At 72.7% G+C, this 19,538-nt stretch carries 11 protein-coding genes and 1 pseudogene; 7 read left to right on the plus strand and 5 right to left on the minus strand.

Annotated elements, in window-relative coordinates; all coding sequences use genetic code 11:
* Positions 1 to 387: 387 nt before the first annotated feature.
* Positions 388 to 3,060 (plus strand): alpha-glucan family phosphorylase, encoded by a 2,673-nt coding sequence (gene glgP, locus AB0917_RS12495; RefSeq protein WP_366819473.1) that lies wholly within the window; start codon positions 388 to 390, stop codon positions 3,058 to 3,060.
* Between the two features lie 175 nt (positions 3,061 to 3,235).
* On the opposite strand, the gene AB0917_RS12500 is transcribed toward glgP, so the two are convergent.
* Positions 3,236 to 5,278: a M4 family metallopeptidase gene (locus AB0917_RS12500; RefSeq protein ID WP_366819474.1), complete on the minus strand. Its 2,043-nt coding sequence runs from the start codon at positions 5,276 to 5,278 to the stop codon at positions 3,236 to 3,238.
* Positions 5,279 to 5,752: 474 nt separating this feature from the next.
* A pseudogene (locus AB0917_RS12505) lies at positions 5,753 to 6,013 on the minus strand (TetR/AcrR family transcriptional regulator); the annotation flags it as partial.
* A gap of 284 nt (positions 6,014 to 6,297) precedes the next feature.
* On the opposite strand from AB0917_RS12505, the gene AB0917_RS12510 reads away from it, so the two are divergent.
* Positions 6,298 to 7,362: an LPXTG cell wall anchor domain-containing protein gene (locus tag AB0917_RS12510; protein ID WP_366819475.1), complete on the plus strand. Its 1,065-nt coding sequence runs from the start codon at positions 6,298 to 6,300 to the stop codon at positions 7,360 to 7,362.
* 69 nt (positions 7,363 to 7,431) lie between these two features.
* Here the strand turns inward: AB0917_RS12510 and AB0917_RS12515 are convergent, their stop codons facing one another.
* Together AB0917_RS12515 and AB0917_RS12520 are read right to left on the minus strand one after the other, a co-directional pair.
* Positions 7,432 to 9,315, minus strand: a complete 1,884-nt coding sequence (locus AB0917_RS12515) for an ABC transporter ATP-binding protein (protein ID WP_366819476.1) — start codon at positions 9,313 to 9,315, stop codon at positions 7,432 to 7,434.
* Positions 9,312 to 11,273, minus strand: coding sequence for an ABC transporter ATP-binding protein (locus tag AB0917_RS12520; RefSeq protein WP_366819477.1), 1,962 nt, complete (start codon positions 11,271 to 11,273; stop codon positions 9,312 to 9,314). Before AB0917_RS12520 ends, AB0917_RS12515 begins: the two co-directional genes overlap by 4 nt.
* Positions 11,274 to 11,479: 206 nt before the next feature.
* Between AB0917_RS12520 and AB0917_RS12525 the strand changes: the two genes are divergently transcribed.
* The 4 genes from AB0917_RS12525 to AB0917_RS12540 all read left to right on the plus strand — a co-directional run bounded on the left by AB0917_RS12525 (position 11,480) and on the right by AB0917_RS12540 (position 15,500).
* The gene (locus tag AB0917_RS12525; protein ID WP_366819478.1) at positions 11,480 to 12,397 is read left to right on the plus strand and encodes an ABC transporter ATP-binding protein; all 918 of its coding nucleotides are present in this window, start codon (positions 11,480 to 11,482) and stop codon (positions 12,395 to 12,397) included.
* Positions 12,398 to 12,488: 91 nt separating this feature from the next.
* Positions 12,489 to 13,220, plus strand: a complete 732-nt coding sequence (locus tag AB0917_RS12530; protein WP_366819494.1) for an ABC transporter permease — start codon at positions 12,489 to 12,491, stop codon at positions 13,218 to 13,220.
* A gap of 142 nt (positions 13,221 to 13,362) precedes the next feature.
* Entirely contained in the window at positions 13,363 to 14,670 is a 1,308-nt protein-coding gene (locus tag AB0917_RS12535; RefSeq protein WP_366819479.1) for a histidine kinase, read from the plus strand.
* Positions 14,671 to 14,849: 179 nt separating this feature from the next.
* On the plus strand, positions 14,850 to 15,500 hold the full coding sequence (locus tag AB0917_RS12540; protein WP_366819480.1) for a response regulator transcription factor: 651 nt from the start codon (positions 14,850 to 14,852) through the stop codon (positions 15,498 to 15,500).
* 16 nt (positions 15,501 to 15,516) lie between these two features.
* Here AB0917_RS12540 and glgX read toward each other — a convergent pair whose 3' ends face one another.
* Complete coding sequence (gene glgX, locus AB0917_RS12545) at positions 15,517 to 17,742, minus strand: glycogen debranching protein GlgX (protein WP_366819495.1); 2,226 nt, start codon at positions 17,740 to 17,742, stop codon at positions 15,517 to 15,519.
* A gap of 409 nt (positions 17,743 to 18,151) precedes the next feature.
* Between glgX and AB0917_RS12550 the strand changes: the two genes are divergently transcribed.
* Positions 18,152 to 19,393: an Ig-like domain-containing protein gene (locus AB0917_RS12550; protein ID WP_366819481.1), complete on the plus strand. Its 1,242-nt coding sequence runs from the start codon at positions 18,152 to 18,154 to the stop codon at positions 19,391 to 19,393.
* Positions 19,394 to 19,538 lie beyond the last annotated feature (145 nt).

The raw sequence follows: 19,538 nt of genomic DNA on the forward strand, positions 1-19,538 counted from the left end.
TCGTAACCGGCCGGTCGCGCCCGGGTCCGGTCCGGTCGTGCCCGGCGCGCGCCCCGGTGGGCGTACGCGTCCGGAGCGCCCTCACAGGTTCCGGATACCCGCTCTGCGGCGCCACACGGCAGCCTTCCCTGTGACCGGAAGGTCCACAAGGCCGCGTACGGGAAGGAAATCGGCCAAACCCGCAGGTGAAGGGTGGGGTGGGAGGCGGCGGGCGGTACGCGTGGTGCACCTGTGGCACGGCGCGCGCCCACCGGCCCCGGGCCCCGTGAGCCGCCCGCGCGCCGTGGTCGCGGACCACGGACGGCCGCTACCGTCGAGGGTGACGGAAGGGACGCACACCGTGGTGCGTCCGCTCGGATGCGCAAGTCCCCTGTAAAGGTGGAGTACGTGAAGGCCATTCGTCGATTCACCGTGCGTCCTGTCCTCCCCGAACCCCTCCGACCTCTCCACGACCTCGCGCGCAACCTGCGCTGGTCGTGGCATACCGAGACCCGCGAGCTCTTCCGGTCCGCCGACCCCGAGGGGTGGCGGCCCGCGGACGCCGACCCCGTACGGCTGCTGGGCTCCCTGACCGCCGGGCGCCTGGCCGAACTGGGCCGGGACGAGGAGTACCTGGGCCGCCTGGCCGAGGCCTCCGCCGACCTGAAGGAGTATCTGGACGGCCCCCGCTGGTACCAGGAGCAGCAGGCGGCCGGCGTGGAACTCCCCGCCGCCGTCGCCTACTTCTCACCCGAGTTCGGCGTCACCGCCGCACTGCCCCAGTACAGCGGCGGCCTCGGCATCCTCGCCGGTGACCACCTCAAGGCCGCCAGCGACCTGGGCGTCCCGCTCATCGGCGTCGGCCTGCTCTACCGCCACGGCTACTTCCGCCAGAGCCTCTCCCGCGAGGGCTGGCAGCAGGAGCACTACCCCGTCCTCGACCCCAACGAGCTGCCGCTCGACCTGGTCCGCGAGGCCGACGGCACCCCCGCCCGGGTGGTGCTCGCCCTGCCCGGCGGGCGTTCGCTGCACGCCTCCATCTGGCTGGCCCGGGTCGGCCGCGTCCCGCTCCTCCTGCTCGACTCCGACGTCGAGGAGAACGCGCCGGGCGAGCGCGACGTCACCGACCGGCTCTACGGCGGCGGCAGCGACCACCGCCTGCTCCAGGAGATGCTGCTCGGCATCGGCGGGGTGCGCGCGGTGCGCACCTGGTGCCGGCTCACCCGGACCCCGGAACCGGAGGTGTTCCACACCAACGAGGGCCACGCCGGCTTCCTCGGCCTGGAGCGCATCCGCGAACTGGCCGCCGACGGACTCGGCTTCGAGGCGGCCCTCGAAGTGGTCCGGGCCGGGACCGTCTTCACCACCCACACCCCGGTGCCCGCCGGGATGGACCGCTTCGACCGGCAGCTGATCGCCCGCCACTTCGGCGACGACGGCGAGCTGCCCGGCGTCCCCGTGGAGAAGATCCTGCCGTTGGGCCGGGAGACCTACCCCGGCGGCGAACCCGAGCTGTTCAACATGGCCGTGATGGGGCTCCGGCTCGCCCAGCGCGCCAACGGCGTCTCCACCCTGCACGGGGCCGTCAGCCGGGAGATGTTCTCCGGGCTGTGGCCGGGCTTCGACCCCGCCGACGTGCCGATCACCTCCGTCACCAACGGGGTGCACGCCCCGACCTGGGTCGCCCCCGAGGTCTTCCGCCTGGGCGCCGGGCAGGTCGGCACCGGCCGCGCCCACCAGGTCCTGGCCGGCGCACCGGTGGCCGACGATGCCGTGGAGCGGCAGTCCGGCACCCCGCGCCGCTGGGACGCGGTGAGCTCCATCGGCGACCAGGAGATCTGGGAGCTGCGACGCGAGCTGCGCGGCCGGCTGGTGACCGAGGTCCGCCGCCGGCTGTACGCCTCCTGGCGCCGGCGCGGCGCGGGCACCGCCGAGCTGGGCTGGATCGACGGTGTCCTGGACCCCGACGTCCTGACCATCGGCTTCGCCCGCCGCGTCCCCTCGTACAAGCGCCTTACGCTGATGCTGCGCGACCGCGACCGGCTGCGGGGCCTGCTCCTGCACCCGACGCACCCGATCCAGATCGTCGTCGCCGGCAAGGCCCACCCCGCCGACGACGGCGGCAAGCGGCTGGTCCAGGAGCTGGTGCGGTTCGCGGACGACCCGCGCGTGCGCCACCGCATCGTCTTCCTGCCGGACTACGGCATGGGCATGGCGCAGAAGCTCTACCCGGGCTGCGACGTCTGGCTCAACAACCCGCTGCGCCCGCTGGAGGCGTGCGGCACGAGCGGGATGAAGGCGGCGCTCAACGGCTGCCTCAACCTCTCCGTGCGCGACGGCTGGTGGGACGAGTGGTTCGAGCCGGACTTCGGCTGGGAGATCCCCACCGCCGACGGCTCGGCGGTCGACGAGGACCGGCGCGACGAGCTGGAGGCCAACGCCCTGTACGCCCTGATCGAGGACCGGGTCGCCCCGCGCTTCTACGACCGGGGGGCCACGGGGCTGCCGGACCGGTGGATCGAGATGGTCCGCTCCACCCTGGTCAACCTGGGGCCGAAGGTGCTCGCGGGACGGATGGTGCGCGAGTACGTGGAGCGGCTCTACGCCCCCGCCGCGCACTCCCGGCGGGCGCTCGGCCCGGCGGTGGCGCGGGAGCTGGCCCAGTGGAAGGCGAAGGTCCGGGCGGCCTGGCCGGAGGTCTCCGTCGACCATGTGGAGTCGGTCACCGGCACCGTGGCGGGCGGCTCGGCGGAGCTGGGGGCGACCCTGTCGCTGCGGGTGCGGATCGCCCTCGGCGGCCTGGACCCGGACGACGTCGAGGTCCAGGTGGTGGCGGGCCGGGTGGACTCGGCCGACGCCATCGCGGACGCCCAGGTCTTCCCGCTGAAGCCGGTGGGCGGCCACGACCTGGAGGACCGCTGGCTGTACGAGGGCCCGCTCGCCCTGGACCGGACGGGACCGTACGGCTACACCGTGCGCGTCCTGCCCTCGCACGAACTGCTCTCGTCCGGCGCCGAGTTGGGGCTGATGGCGGTGCCCGGCGAAGCGGCGGTGGAGGGCGCGGGCGTGCTGATGCGCTGAGCCCGCGCCGTACGGCGGCCCGCCGAGAGGCCCGGCACCGCGTTTCCCGGGTGCCGGGCCCACGCGGACAACCCCTCCTGAACACAGGAGACTTGCTCACGACGAACGGCCCGGCAGGGGAGCGAAACCCCTGCCGGGCCGTTCGGTCGAGCGGTGTTCCGGTGCCTGCGCCGGATCAGAAGGTGAGCTTGAAGCTGTTGATCCGCCCGGTGTCGTACCGCGCGACGTCCTGGACCCTCAGCTTCCAGACCCCGTTGGCCACCTTGGACGAGGCGTTGACCGTGTAGGTCGCCACCACGTTGTCCGCGGAGTCGCCGGGGGAGGCGTTCTTCAGGCGGAAGGTGCCGCCGTCCGGGGCCACCAGGTCGATGACCAGGTCACCGCGCCAGGTGTGGCTGATGTTGACGTCGGCCTTGAGGGTGCTCGGGGCGTTGCCGGCGATGCCGGAGACGGTGACCGAGCTGGTGACGGCCGCGCCCGCGTCCGGGATGTTCACGACGGTGTTGTTGGTGAAGACCTTGCCGCCCGGGTCGGGATCGCCGCCGCCGGGGCGGGCGCCGACGTTGATGGCGGCCCAGGCGTGGGCCACGGCCGTGTACTCGGGGCTGGTGGCGCCGTACAGCTCACTGGCGACCGCGAGCGTGCCGGTGCGGGCGGCGGCGTAGTTGGTCGTCGAGGTGAACTTGGTGGTGAGCGCCTTGAACCAGATCAGCGACGCCTTGTCCCGGCCGATGCCGGTGACCGGCAGCCCGTCGGAGGTCGGGGAGTCGTAGCTGACACCGTTGATCGTCTTGGCGCCGCTGCCCTCGGAGAGCAGGTAGTACCAGTGGTTGGCCGGGCCCGAGGAGTAGTGGACGTCGACGCCGCCGATGCCGGAGTACCAGTAGTCCTTGGAGTTGCCGTCCCGGCTGGGCTTGTCCATGTAGCGCAGCGGGGTGCCGTTGCCCCGGATGTCGATCTTCTCGCCGACCAGGTAGTCGCCCGGGTCCTGCGGGTTGTTCGCGTGGAACTCGACGGCGGCGGCGAAGATGTCGGACGTCGCCTCGTTGAGGCCGCCGGACTCACCGCTGTAGACGAGGCGTGCGGTGTTCGAGGTGACGCCGTGCGTCATCTCGTGCGCGGCCACGTCGATGGAGGTCAGCGGCTTGGCGTTGCCGTCCCCGTCGCCGTACGTCATGCAGAAGCAGCTGTCCTGCCAGAAGGCGTTGACGTAGTTGTTGCCGTAGTGGACGCGGGAGTACGCGCCGACGCCGTCACCGCGGATGCCGTTGCGGCCGTGCACGTTCTTGAAGTAGTCCCAGGTGAGCGCGGCGCCGTAGTGGGCGTCGGCGCCGGCCGTCTCGGCGTTCTGCGGGGTGCCGTTGCCCCAGACGTCGGTCGAGTTGGAGAAGAGCGTGCCGGTGCCGGAGGTGCCCCGGTTGAGGTTGTACGTCTTGTGGTTGCCGCGCGTGGTGTCGGTCAGCGTGTACGAGGGCGCGGTGCCCAGCGTCACCTGGCCGCTGTACTGGGTGTTGCCGGTCCCGTTGTGGACGGCCTGCCACTCGTACAGCTTCTCGCCGGTGGCGGCGTCGGTGATCACGTGCAGCTCGTTGGGGGTGCCGTCGTGCTGGAGCCCGCCGACCACGGTCTCGTAGGCGAGCTGCGGGGAGCCGCCGCCCAGCCAGACGGCCTTGCGCGGCGCCTCGCTCGCCTCCGTCGCCTTCGAGCCCTCCGCCTTCGCCGCACCGAGCGCCTGCTTCTCGGCGGTGGCCGGGGCCACGTCGGCGGTGAGGCCGACGGCCTTCAGCTGCGCGGTGGTCGCCTTCGACGCCTTGGTCACGCTCAGGGTCCGGCCGGCCAAGGTCTCCTGGACCACGAGGTCGCCGCCGAGGACGGGGAGCCCGTCGAGGGTGCGCTCGTAGCGGGTGTGCGTGGTGCCGTCCCGGTCCTGGACGACATCGCGGACGACGAGCTTCTCCGTGGCGCCGAGCCCGAGCTCCTTGGCGGTGGCCGCCTTGGCGGCGTCGGCCTCGCTGAGGAGTGCGGCGCGCTGGGCGGGGGAGAGGTCGGTGGGGAGCGAACCCGGGTCGGCCTGGGTGCCGGCGATGACGCCGCCGAACGGGGTGGCGGAGGCCGGGGTGGCGGTGGCGGGGCCGGACTGAAGTCCGACGGCGATCATGGCTGCTGCGGCTATCAGAGCGCCGGTCGCGGTGGCGCGACGGCTGGGCGTGGATCTCACGCGGACTCCTTCTGCGAGGGGGGTTACCGGCGGCGCTGGACGAGCCGTCCGGGACGGTGCAGGCGGTGCGCAGAACGGGGGAAGAGTGTCAGCAGATCCATACGCCTGTCAGGAGCGCGTCAAGAACTTGGCCGGAATTCGTTCGTTGCCGGAAAGGTCATGTTCGTTAAGCGGACGTTTCCCCGATCATTGCCGGGGTGTTGCCGGAATGTGTGAAGGCCCGTATTCACAGGGTGGGCACAGTTTCCGTCGCTGCGGGGGGTGTTCGAACGGCCCGCCCGGAAGCGGTTGCGGCCCAGCTGGTGAGACGGGGGCGGGTTCTGGCCAGATCGCGCCAGCGGAACCGGGGGGTCCGTGAGGCGGCCCGTCGGGCCGGTGCGTGCGCCTTGCCGGTGGGCTCGGGCCGATGTGCTCGGACCGGTGTGTTCGTCGTGCCGTTGTGCTCGGACCGGTGCGTGCGTCGTGCCGTTGTGCTCAGGCCGGTGCGGCGCCCGTCGGGTACACCGCGTCCAGGAGTCCGCGTACGAACCGGTCGAGGTCGTCCAGCCCCGCCGCCGCCAGCGTGTCCGGGCCGCCTCCCAGCAGGTGCGGGATCGCCGCGTGCAGCGCGAGCGTGACGGCGGCGGCCCGCTGCGGGGTGACGGGCAGTCCGGCGGACCGCTGGACCGCCTCGAACCCCGCGAAGTCGCCGCTCGCCATGGGGTCGAGGAGGGTGGCGAGCCAGGGGCGCCGGGCCCCACGGAGCGGACCCGGCTGCGGGACGGGGTGGTGCGGCTGCTGCCGGGGTGAGGGGGGAAGCGCACTCTGTGTGGGGTGCGCGTGCACTATGTGTGCGTCCTGTGTGTTTACTGTGTGCTGCTTCACACGGTTCGGCTGCCACCGGGTACAACCCCGCACCACCCGCGACCGTCATACCCATTGGCCTCACCCGTGTCTCCCTCCACCTTTGAAACCCGGACGGCCCTCCCAGCCTTCGTGCCGCTCCGGCGGCACCCAGACTCTCCAGAGGACCTCATCGCATGAAGATCCGCCGCGCTCTGGCCGTCGCAGCAGCGACCGCCGTACTCGCCCCGGTCACTCTCCTTTCGTCCCCTGCCGCCTTCGCGACCCCCGGGCCGACGACCGAGGCGGGCGAGAGCTCCCCCGCTCCGGAGGAGGCCGAGGACCCCGCGGCCGAGGAGTCGGAGTCCGCTCCCGCCCCCGGGCAGGAGCAGGAGAAGCCCGCCGACGAGGCCGAGCAGGAGAAGCCCGCCACCGAGGAGGAGCAGGAGAAGCCCGCGGACGAGGAGGAGAAGCCCGCGGACGAGGAGGAGAAGCCGGCGGAGGGGGCCGCGTCGCCCACCGCCACCGCGCCCGCCCCGTCGCCGTCCGCCACCTCCGGTGACATCTGCAAGGACACCAAGGAGCCGCAGATCGACAAGAACCTGCGGACCTCGCTCTCCGGCCTCCCCTCCAAGGTCGTCGCCGGCAGCGGCTTCCACGGCTTCAAGCTGAACGTCGAGAACAAGGGCGACAAGGCCTACCAGCGGGTCGATCTCGCTCTCGTCGCCGTGCAGCTGGACCCCGAGAGCTGGGACGAGAGCACCGAGCACTTCACGCTCCAGTTCAAGAACCCCGAGACGGGCGTCTGGACGGACATCTCCCTCGACCACGACGGCGAGACCGCCGGCTACATCGGCTACACCGACGTCCGGCCCAAGGAGTCCTTCTCCATCGACGCGCGGCTGAGCGTCGCCAAGAAGGCGCCCGCCGGCCTCGCCGTCGCGGTCGTCCTCGGCGTCTACGCCGACGACAAGGGCAACTGCGTCGAGGTCGACGGCGAGTCGTTCTACACGTTCGACGTCCTCGCCGCCGGCGCCGACGCGGGCAAGCCGAACGACGCCGAGCCGCAGACCGGCGGCAAGAAGCCGGTCGTGGTCAAGCCCGTCGGCAACACCGAGATCAAGCCCGAGGGCACCCTCGCCCAGACCGGTTCGGACTCCAACCTGCCGGTCATCGCGACCATCGGCGGAGTGGCGGTCCTCGCCGGCGCCGGCGTCGTCTTCGCCCTGGGCCGCCGCCGCAAGGGCGACGCGGTCGCCTGAGCCCGTACGCCATGAGGGGTGTGGCCCCCGCCCGACCGGGCGGGGGCCACACCCACGTACGCGCTCGTCTCAGACCAGGCTGTCCTTCCACGTCCGGTGCAGCCCCGCGAACCGCCCCGTCCCGCCGATCAGTTCGGCGGGCGCGCCGTCCTCCACGATGCGGCCGGCCTCCATCACCAGCACCCGGTCCGCGATCTCCACGGTGGACAGGCGGTGGGCGATCACCACCGCCGTGCGGCCGTGCAGCACCGTGTCCATGGCGCGCTGCACCGCCCGCTCGCCGGGGATGTCCAGGGAGCTGGTCGCCTCGTCGAGGATCAGCACCGCCGGGTCCGCCAGCAGCGCGCGGGCGAAGGCGACCAACTGGCGCTGGCCCGCGGAGATCCGGCCGCCCCGCTTGCGTACGTCGGTGTCGTACCCCTCGGGCAGCGAGGCGATGAAGTCGTGCGCGCCGATCGCCTTCGCCGCCCGCTCGATCTCGTCGCGGGTGGCGTCCGGGCGGCCGATCGCGATGTTCTCCGCGACCGTCCCCGAGAACAGGAACGCCTCCTGCGTCACCATCACCACGCCCTTGCGCAGCTCGGCCGTGGCCAGGTCCCGCAGGTCCACCCCGTCCAGCAGCACCCGGCCGTCGGTCGGGTCGTAGAACCGGGCCAGCAGCTTGGCCAGGGTCGACTTGCCCGCGCCCGTCGAGCCGACGACCGCCACCGTGGCGCCCGCCGGGATGCGCAGGTCGAAGGCGGGCAGCACCTCGCCGCCCGTACGGTAGGCGAACCGCACCCCGTCGAAGACGACCTCCCGGCCCGGGTGGCCGCCGGAGCGGGCGGGCAGCTCCTTCGGGTCCGCCGCCACCGGGACCGTGGGCGTCTGGGCCAGGAGACCGGCGATCTTCTCCAGCGAGGCCGCCGCCGACTGGTAGGAGTTGAGGAACATCGCGAGCCGGTCGATCGGGTCGTAGAGCCGGCGCAGATACAGCACCGCCGCCGCCAGCACCCCGAGCGCGAGCGTTCCCTCGGCCACCCGGTAGGCGCCCCACAGGACCATCCCGGCGACCGCCGTGTTCGCCACCAGCCGGGAGCCGATCACATAGCGCGCCATCTCCAGCAGCGCGTCGCCGTTGCGCCTCTCGTGCACGTGGTTGAGCGAGGCGAACGCGGCGTCGTTGGAACGCTCCCGGCGGAACGCCTGGACCGGCCGGATGCCGTTCATGGTCTCCGCGAACTTGACGATCACCGCCGCGATGGCCGTGGACCGCGCCCCGTACACCACGGCCGCCCGCCGCCGGTAGAGCCGTACCAGCAGATACAGCGGTACGAAGGAGAGCACCGCGATCGACCCGATGCCGAAGTCCAGCCAGAGCAGGACCAGCCCGATCGACACGAAGGAGAGGACCACGGTGATCAGCTCCTGGAGCCCCTCGCTCAGCAGCTCCTGGAGCGATTCGACGTCCGTGGTGGAGCGGGAGATCAGCCGACCCGAGGTGTAGCGCTCGTGGAAGTCCACGCTCAGCGCCTGGGCGTGGCGGAAGATCCGGCCGCGCAGGTCCAGCAGCGCGTTCTGGTTGATCCGCGCCGAGCCCCGGATGAAGGCGTACTGGAGGACGCCCGCGCCCACCGAGCAGAGCAGGTAGCCGACCGCGACCGCCATCAGCGGCCCGTAGTCGTGGTCCCGGAACGCCGGGACCCCGCTGTCGATCGCGTACGCCACCAGCAGCGGCCCCGCCTGCACCGCCGCCTGCTGGAGCACCAGCAGCAGCGCGACCACCGCCACCCGGCCGCGCATCGGCGCCAGGAGGGAGAACAGGAGCGCCCGGGTCGCGCCGGGCGGTGCGGGCAGGTCGTCCTGGTCGAAGGGGTCGCCGGCCCCCTCCGGGGCGGGAGCGGCCGGGCCGGGCTCCGGCCGGTCGTCGCCACCGGGGACGGTGTGCGCGGTGTCGTCCGTGGTCGTGGTCATCGGCTGCTGCCCTCCTCGACGGGTACCTGCTGGGCGGGGGAATCGGCGGTCACGGGCCCGGGGGCCTCGCCGGCCACGGGACCGGGGCCCGCGGCGACGGGCCCCACGTCGGCCGGGGCGGGACCGGCGCCGGGCCCGGGGCTCGTGGCCGCCCCGCCCGGTTCCGCCCCCGACATCAGCCACGCGTACTCCGCGTTGGACCGCAGCAGCTCCTGATGCGTGCCCACCGCCGTGATCCGGCCCTCCGACAGCAGCGCCACCCGGTCCGCCAGCATCACGGTGGAGGGCCGGTGCGCCACCACCACCGCCGTCGTCTCCTCCAGCACCTGGCGCAGCGCCGCCTCCACCAGCGTCTCCGTGTGCACGTCGAGCGCCGAGAGCGGGTCGTCCAGCACCAGGAAGCGCGGCTCGCCCACCACCGCACGGGCCAGGGCGAGGCGTTGGCGCTGGCCGCCCGAGAGGCTCAGACCCTGCTCGCCGACCTCCGTGTCCAGGCCCTTGGGCAGCTGGTGCACGAAGTCGGCCTGCGCCACCGCGAGCGCCCGCCGCACCTGCTCCTCGTCCGCGTCCTCGGCGCCCATCAGCACGTTCTCGCCGACCGTCGCGGAGAACAGCGTCGGCTCCTCGAACGCCACCGACACCAGCTCCCGCAGGTGCGAGCGCTCCATCGTGGCGATGTCCTCGCCGTCCAGCGTGATCCGCCCGCCGGTCACCTCGTGCAGCCGGGGGACCAGCGCGGTGAGCGTCGTCTTGCCGGAGCCCGTACCGCCCACCAGGGCCATCGTCTCGCCGGGCCGCACGTGCAGGTCGATCCGGGCGAGGACGGGGGGAGAGCCCGGCTCCGCGTCCGGGTAGCGGAACTCCACGCCCTCGAACACCATCCCGGCGGGAGCGTCCGGGGCGTCCGGAGTGGCCGGGGTGTCGGAAGCGTCGGAAGTGTCCTTACGGGCCGCCGCCGCACCCTCCTCCTCCGCCGCGTCCATCACCTCGAAGTACCGGTCGGTCGCGGTCGCCGACTCCTGGCTCATCGCCAGCAGGAACCCGATCGACTCCACCGGCCACCGCAGCGCGAGCGCCGTCGAGAGGAAGGCGACCAGGGTGCCCGCCGACAGCGAGCCGTCCGCCACCTGGATCGTGCCGAGCACCAGGGCCGCGCCGATCGCCAGCTCGGGGATGGCGGTGATGAGCGCCCAGATCCCGGCGAGCAGCCGGGCCTTGCCCAGCTCCGTGGTGCGCAGCTTCTGCGACAGCGCCTTGAAGGCGTTCGCCTGGCTGCGGTGGCGGCCGAAGCCCTTGACGATCCGGATGCCGAGCACGCTCTCCTCGACGACCGTGGTCAGATCGCCGACCTGGTCCTGGGCCCTGCGCGCCACCAGCGCGTACTTCGTCTCGAACACCGAGCACAGGATGATCAGGGGCACCGCGGGCGCCAGCAGCACGAGGCCGAGCGACCAGTCCTGGGCGAACAGGATGAGGAAACCGACCAGGATCGTCGCCGCGTTGACGACCAGGAAGGTCAGCGGGAACGCCAGGAACATCCGCAGCAGCATCAGGTCCGTCGTACCGCGCGAGAGCAGCTGACCCGAGGGCCAGCGGTCGTGGAAGGCCACCGGCAGCCGTTGCAGATGGCGGTAGAGGTCGGCCCGCATCGACGCCTCGACCCCGGCCAGCGGACGCGCCACCAGCCACCGCCGGAACCCGAACAGCGCGGCCTCCGCGATGCCGAGGAGCAGCAGGTACAGCGCGCCCAGCCAGATGCCGCCCGGGTCCCGGTCGGCCACGGGCCCGTCCACCATCCACTTCAGGACCAGCGGGATCACCAGCGACAGACAGGACGCCAGGATCGCCACGAAAGCGGCGGTGAACAGGCGCAACCGCACCGGACGGACGTAGGGCCACAGACGCAGGAGGGAGCGCACGGCGGACCGGTCCGTGTGCTCTGCAGGCTTTTCGGGCATCAGGGCCGACTCTACGTTTCACCACTGACATCGGTCCTCCCAATTTCGGCCGGACGCGCTCCGGAGCCGCGCCGAACGAAGAGGCCGCCCTCCCTCGGCTGCTTTCCCGACCGCCGGGTCGTACCCCCGGGTCAGCCGATCGGTTGATGGCGCGTCGAGCGTGATGACGGATACCGCCCGCCCCCGCCCACCGGAACCCTGGGGACATGGCAATCATCGAAGTCAACGGGGTACGCAAGACCTACGCGGGCCGCCATGTGGTCGACGGCGTCTCCTTCTCCGTCGACGAGGGGGAGATCTTCGGCATCCTCGGGCCCAACGGGGCGGGCAAGACCACCACCGTCGAATGCGTGGAGGGCCTGCGCATCCCCGACGCGGGCACCGTCAAGGTCGCCGGGCTCGACCCCGTCGCCGACCACGACCGGGTGACGCAGCTGCTCGGCGCCCAGCTCCAGGAGAGCGAGCTCCAGGCCAAACTGACCGTACGGGAGGCGCTGGAGCTCTACAGCTCCTTCTACCCGGCCCCCGCCCGGTGGCGGCCGCTCGTGGAACGGCTCGGTCTGGAGGACCGGCTCACCACCCGTTTCGCCAAGCTCTCCGGCGGCCAGAAGCAGCGGCTGTTCATCGCGCTCGCCCTGATCGGCAACCCGAAGGTCGTGGTGCTCGACGAGCTGACCACCGGCCTGGACCCGCGGGCCCGGCGCGACACCTGGAAGCTCATCGAGGAGGTCCGCGACGGCGGGGTGACCGTCCTGCTCGTCACCCACTTCATGGAGGAGGCCCAGCGCCTCTGCGACCGGATCGCCGTCATCGACCGGGGCAAGGTCGTCGCCCTGGACACCCCGTCCGGGCTGATCCGGCAGGCCACCGGCTCCACCGTGCTCTCCTTCGTCCCCTCCCGCCCCCCGACCGGGCCCGAGCTGGACCGGCTCGGCGCACTGCCGGGCGTGGCCTCGGTGACCCCGCCCGACGCCTCCGGTGTCCTCGTCCTGCACGCCACCGACGACACGGTCACCCCGCTCATCGCCCTCCTCGCCGAACTCGGCGTCACCGCCCAGCGGCTGCGGATCACCGAGACCAGCCTCGACGAAGCCTTCCTCGACCTCACCGGACAGGACGCCTGACATGACGCCTGATGTCACCACCACCAGCACCGCCGGCACCACCACCGCAGCGGTCGCCGGGCCCGAGGCGCCCGCCGCCCGCCGCGGTCCCATGGCGGCCGTCCTGATCGCCGAGACCCGGCTCTTCCTCCGTGAGCCGGGCAGCCTCTTCTGGATCCTCGCCTTCCCCGTCGTCCTCCTGGTGATCCTGGGCTTCGTCCCGGCCTTCAAGGAGGCGCAGGACGACCTCGGCGGACGCCGGGTCATCGACCTCTACGTCCCCATCTCGGTCCTGCTCGCCATGATCATGGCCGGACTCCAGGCGATGCCCCCGGTCCTCACCGCCTACCGCGAACGCGGCATCCTGCGCCGGATGTCCACCACCCCGGTGCGGCCCTCCGCCATCCTCGCCGCCCAGATCACGCTGCACGGCGTCGCCGCCCTCGGCTCGGCGCTCCTGGTCATCGGGGCCGGCCGCCTCGCCTACGGGGTCCCGCTGCCCGGCCAGCTGCCCGGCTACATCCTGGCGCTGCTGCTCGCGGTCGCCACCGTACTGGCGATGGGCGCCACGATCTGCGCCCTGTCCCGTACGACGAAGGCGGCCACCGCCGTCGGCTCGGTCGCCTACCTCGCGATGATGTTCACCGCCGGGGTCTGGGTGCCCGTCCAGGCGATGCCCGACACCCTGCGGCGCATCGTGGAGATCACCCCGTTCGGCGCCGCCTCCCAGGCCCTGGACCAGGCCGCGTCCGGACACTGGCCGAGCTGGGCGTACCTGGGGATCGTCGCGCTGTGGACCGCGCTGCTGGGCTTCACGGCGAGCCGCGTCTTCCGGTGGCAGTGAGGTGAGGGCACCGGGGGACGTGAGCGGTGAGGTGAGGGCACCGGGGGGCGTGAGCAGTGCGGTGGGAGCACAAGGGAACGCGAGCGCGGTGAGGACACAGGGGAACGTGACGGCCGGCGGGCGCCCGGGGGAGACTGCGCGCATGACGCAGCCGCCCTGCTTCCCGCGCCGGTCCGGGCCGACGCACCCGTCCGGCGCCACGGGCCCCCGTACGGTCGAGCACCGCTGGGAGCAGTTCTACCGGTACGGGCCCTACGCCGTCCTCACCCTGGCCACCCTCGTCGGGTCCGTCGCCGCCGACCTGCTCATGACCCGTACGGAGATGTACGGGGCCGGGGTCCTGGTCGCCGCGGCGTACGGGCTCCAGCTCTGGTGGGGCCGGGTCCGTCCGCGTACCGCCCCGGGCGCCCCGGCGGGGGTGGCCTACTACGTCGTACGGACCGTCCTCGCCTTCGCCCTGGCCTGGCTCAACCCGTTCTTCGCGATCTACGCGGCCCTCGGCTACTTCGACGTCGAACCCCTGCTCCCCAAGCGTGCCGTCCGCATCGGGCTGCTCGCCACCGCCGCCACCCTGGCCGGTTCGCAGAGCGGAGGGCTGCCGCCCGCCTCCCTGATGAACTGGGTCGCCTTCGGCGCGCTGTACCTCATCAACGCCGCCCTCGCCCTCTTCTTCTGGTACGTCGGCATGCGCGAGGAGGAGAAGGCCCGCATCCAGGTCGAGACCATCGCCGAGCTGGAGCGCACCAACATCCGGCTGGAGGAGGCGATGGCGGAGAACGCGGCGCTGCACGCCCAGCTCCTGGTCCAGGCCCGTGAGGCCGGGGTCGACGACGAGCGGCGCCGGCTCGCCGCCGAGATCCACGACACCCTCGCCCAGGGGCTGACCGGCATCATCGCCCAGCTCCAGGTCGTCACCTCCACCCGGGACACCGACCCGGCCACCGCCCGCGTCCACCTGGAGCGGGCCGCCGCCCTGGCCCGCCACAGCCTCGGCGAGGCCCGCCGCTCCGTCCACAACCTGGCCCCCGTCGCCCTGGAGCACGACGAGCTGACCGGCGCGCTGGAGAAGACGGTCGCCACCTGGGCCGACCAGCACCGCGTACGGGCCGACTTCACCGTCACCGGCACCGCCGAACCGGTCCACGACGAGGTCGCCGCCACCCTCCTGCGCATCGCGGGCGAGGCCCTGGCCAACGCGGGGCGGCACGCCGGGGCCTCACGGGTCGGCGTCACGCTCTCCTTCATGGACGACGAGCTGACCCTGGACGTACGGGACGACGGCCGCGGCTTCGACCCCTCGGCCGCCGCCCCGGCGAGCCGCACCGGCGGTTTCGGCCTGGGCGGCATGCGGGCCCGCGCGGAGCGCATCGCGGGCACGGTCGAGGTGGAGTCGGAACCGGGCGGCGGCACGGCGGTCTCCGCCAGGGTCCCCCTGGTCAGACACGGCTGACCGGCCGCCGGTGCTCCCGGGCCGGACACGGCTGACCCGCCGCCGGTGCTCCCGGGTCGGACACGGCTGACCCGCCGCGGGTGCTCCCTGGCAGACATCCCGCCACACCTGGCCCGCCGCCGGTGCTCCCCGGCCGGACGCCTATGACCTGCCGCGCGGTGACCCTAGGGTGTCTGTCCATGAGCGAGAACCCCGTCCGCACCATCACCCTCGTCCTCGTCGACGACCACCCGGTCGTCCGCGACGGGCTGCGCGGGATGTTCGCCGCCGCCCCCGGCTTCGAGGTCCTCGGCGAGGCGTCGAACGGCGTGGACGCCCTCGCCGTCACCGAGCGGCTGGACCCCGATGTCGTCCTGATGGACCTGCGGATGCCCGGCGGCGGGGGAGTGGCCGCCATCGCCGAGCTGACCCGGCGCGGGGCCCGCTGCCAGGTCCTGGTGCTGACCACGTACGACACCGACTCCGACACGCTCCCCGCGATCGAGGCGGGCGCCACCGGCTATCTGCTCAAGGACGCCCCGCGCGAGGAGCTGTTCGCCGCAGTCCGGGCCGCCGCCGACGGGCGCAGCGTCCTGTCGCCCGCCGTCGCGACCCGGCTGATGACCCGGGTCCGTACCCCCGCCGCCCCCGCCGACGCGACCCTCTCCGCCCGGGAGCGGGAGGTGCTGGTGCTGGTGGCGCGGGGGACGACGAACCGGGAGATCGCCGCCGAACTCTTCATCAGCGAGGCGACCGTGAAGACCCACCTCACCCACATCTTCGCCAAGCTCGGCACCAAGGACCGGGCCGCCGCCGTCGCCGTCGGCTACGACCGGGGCATCCTCGGCTGACCCGTACGCCCGCCGCTCAGGCCGCCACCCGCAGCAGCAGCACCGAGCGGGCCGGCACGGTCATCGCCGTGCCCCCTTCGAGGACCGTGCCGGGCGGCTCGGCCTGGTCCTCCCGGGAGGTGTCCAGGACGAGTCCGTACGAGGAGGCCCACGGCGCCCCCGGCAGCGCGAACTCCACCGGCTCCGCGCCCGCGTGCAGGACGGCCAGGAAGCTGTCGTCGGTGACCGGCTCGCCCCGCGCGTCCCGCCCCGGGATGTCGCGCCCGGAGAGGTAGAGCCCGAGCGTGGCGGCGGGCGCGTACCAGTCGCCCTCCGTCATCTCCCGCCCGTCCCGAGTGAACCACGCCAGGTCCCGCAGCCCGTCCGGGGCCTGGGCCCGCCCCGAGAAGAACGCGCGGCGGCGCAGCACCGGGTGGGTCCGGCGCAGCTTCAGCACCCGGGCCGTCAGCTCGGTCAGCTCGCGCCACTCGGGCTGCTCCAGGAGCGACCAGTCCAGCCAGCTCACCTCGTTGTCCTGGCAGTAGGCGTTGTTGTTGCCGCCCTGCGTACGGCCCATCTCGTCGCCCGCCACCAGCATCGGCACCCCGGTGGAGAGCAGCAGCGTGGTGAGCAGGTTGCGGAGCTGGCGCCGGCGCAGCGCGTTGACCTCCGGGTCCTCGCTCTCGCCCTCGGCCCCGCAGTTCCACGCCCGGTTGTCGCCGGTCCCGTCCCGGTTGCCCTCGCCGTTGGCCTCGTTGTGCTTGTGCTCGTAGCTGACCAGGTCGCGCAGGGTGAAGCCGTCGTGCGCGGTGACGAAGTTGACCGAGGCGTACGGGCGTCGGCCGCCCCAGGCGTACAGGTCGCTGGAGCCGGTCAGCCGGTAGCCGAGATCCCGTACGTCGGGGAGCGCGCCGCGCCAGTAGTCCCGTACGGCGTCGCGGTAGCGGTCGTTCCACTCGGTCCAGAGAGGAGGGAAGGCGCCTACCTGGTAGCCGCCGTTGCCCACGTCCCACGGCTCGGCGATCAGCTTGACCCGGCGCAGCACCGGGTCCTGGGCGATCACCGCGAGGAACGGGGAGAGCATGTCGACGTCGTGCATCGAGCGGGCCAGCGCCGCCGCCAGGTCGAAGCGGAAGCCGTCGACGCCCATCTCGGTGACCCAGTAGCGCAGCGAGTCGGTGATGAGCCGCAGCACCTGGGGCTGCACCACGTGCAGGGTGTTGCCGCAGCCGGTGTAGTCGGCGTAGCGGCGGGGGTCGTTCTGGAGGCGGTAGTAGCCCCGGTTGTCGATGCCGCGCAGGGAGAGCATCGGGCCCAGCTCGCCCGCCTCGGCGGTGTGGTTGTAGACGACGTCGAGGATGACCTCGATCCCGGCGCTGTGCAGCGCGTGCACCATCCGCTTGAACTCGCCGACCTGCCCGCCCGCCGAGCCGGAGGCGGAGTAGTCGGCGTGCGGGGCGAAGTAGCCGATGGAGTTGTAGCCCCAGTAGTTGTGCAGCCCGCGCCGCAGCAGATGGTCCTCGTGGGCGAACTGGTGGACCGGCAGCAGCTCCACCGCCGTCACCCCCAGCCGCGTCAGGTGCTCGATGGCGGCCGGGTGCGCGAGCCCCGCGTACGTGCCGCGCAGCTCGGGCGGGATGTCCGGGTGGAGCTTGGTGAAGCCGCGTACGTGGAGTTCGTAGATGACGGAGTCGGCCCACGGGGTCTTGGGGCGGCGGTCCTCCACCCAGTTGTCGTCATCGTGGACGACGACGCCCTTGGGCACGTGCGGCGCGGAGTCCCGGTTGTCGCGCACGGTGTCGGCGACGTGCTGGTCCGGCCAGTCCCGGACGTGCCCGTAGACCTCGGGCGGCAGGGTGAAGGTGCCGTCGACCGCGCGGGCGTACGGGTCCAGCAGCAGCTTGGCCGCGTTCCAGCGGGCGCCCGTCCACGGGTCCCAGCGGCCGTGCACCCGGTAGCCGTAGCGCCGGCCGGGCCGGACGCCCGGCAGGAAGCCGTGCCAGATCTCGTGGGTCAGCTCGGTGAGCGGGCAGCGGGTCTCGTCGCCGTGCTCGTCGAAGAGGCACAGCTCGACCGCCTCGGCCCCGCCCGCCCAGAGCGCGAAGTTGGTGCCGGCCACCCCGTCGGGGCCGACCCGGAAGCGGGCGCCCAGCGGCATGGGGGCGCCGGGCCAGACGGCGGGGGTGCGGGGTTCGGCGCGCACGGCCTGCCCGGCCCGCACGGCCTGCCCGGTCCGCACGCGCAGGCCGTTCGGGGCCTCCATGCGTACGGCGTCGGCCGCCTCGGTACGTACGGTTCCGGCGGCCTCCGTACGCACGGGGCTCGCGGCCTCCGTAGGTACGGTTCCGGCGGTCTCCGTACGTACCGGGCTCGCGGTGTCCGTAGGTACGGGGCTCGCGGTGTCCCTACCCGTGGCCTCCGTACGGATGCCGGGTGCGGGCCGACCGGGTGGTTCCCCGGGCCGCTCCGCCGTCCCGGCCGGTTCCTGTACTGCCTCCTGCTCGGCTGCGCTCGACACCGTGTCGCCTCCCGCGGCTCATGAGGACGGGCACCGGAAAGGGGGCGCGCGACGTCCCGGCCGCGGCCCTCTCCTGGTAGTCCTTCCCTCTGTTCTGCCCACCGGGGGGCCCGCGCTCACGTTTCCCCCGACCGGCCCTGGTCGTTGGGGGAGCGTGAACCACGTAGCGAAGAGCGCACGGGCGGGCTCGGCCGCCGTGCTGACATGGGCAGGACTGCTCACCGTGCTGGTCCTGCTGACCGGATGCACCGATACGAGAGAGGCCCTGCTCAACGGCAAAGAGGGCTCTCCCCACGATGTGATCAGCATCTTCCCGGAGGACGGGGCGAAGGAGGTCGACGCGGAGACCCGGATCCAGGTGAAGATCCCCGACGGCCGGCTGGAGAGCGTCAAGGTGATGCGGATCGAGGACGCCCAGCAGCAGACCGTGGCGGGACGCATCGCCGAGGACGGGCTCTCCTGGAGCCCGGAGCCCGGCGTGGCCCGGCTCGCCCTGGCCGCGAAGTACAGCGTCGACGCGGTGGCGGTGGACAGGGCCGGACAGCGCTCGGCCCGCCATGCCACGTTCACCACGCTCGTCCCCGAGCACCGCTTCATCGGCTACTTCAAGCCGGAGAACCGGTCCACCGTGGGGACGGGCATGATCGTCTCGTTCTCCTTCAACCGGCCCATCACCGACCGCGTGGCCGTGCAGAAGGCCATCCGGGTGACCGCGAAACCGGCGGTGGAGGTCGTCGGCCACTGGTTCGGCAAGGACCGGCTCGACTTCCGCCCGCAGACGTACTGGAAACCGGGCACCGAGGTCACCGTGGACATCGGGCTGCGGGACGTGGAGGGCGCCCCCGGGGTCTACGGCAGCCAGGACAAGACGGTCACCTTCACCGTCGGCCGCTCCCAGGTCTCCCGGGTGGACGCGGAGGCCAAGACCATGGAGGTACGCCGCGACGGGAAGCTGATCAGTACGGTCCCGATCACCGCGGGGGCCCCGAAGACGACCACGTACAACGGGAGGATGGTCGTCACCGAGATGCACGAGGTGACCCGGATGGACGGCGCCACCGTCGGCTTCACGGATGAGAAGGGCAAGGGCGAGTACGACATCAAGGACGTCCCGCACGCCATCCGGCTCACCACCTCCGGCACCTTCCTGCACGGCAACTACTGGGCCGACGAGGACGTCTTCGGCGAGGAGAACGTCAGCCACGGCTGCATCGGGCTGCGCGACGCGAAGGGCGGCAGCGCCACCACGCCGGGCGGCTGGTTCTTCGACCGGACCCTGATCGGGGACGTGGTGGAGGTGGTCAACTCCAAGGACAGAACGGTCGCGCCGGACAACGGGCTCAGCGGCTGGAACATGGGCTGGAAGAAGTGGAAGGCGGGCTCCGCTCTGCGCTGAGGCCACCGCTCAGCGCCGAGATCACCGCTCTGTGCTGAGGCCACCGCGCTCCGCTGAGGCCACCGCTCTGCGCCGAGATCACCGCTCTGTACTGAGACCACCGCGCTCCGCCGGGGGCCCGCCCCGGGTCCCCGGCCGCCCGGCA

It is taken from the genome of Streptomyces sp. NPDC007346, from assembly GCF_040703535.1.
GTDB lineage: Bacteria > Actinomycetota > Actinomycetes > Streptomycetales > Streptomycetaceae > Streptomyces.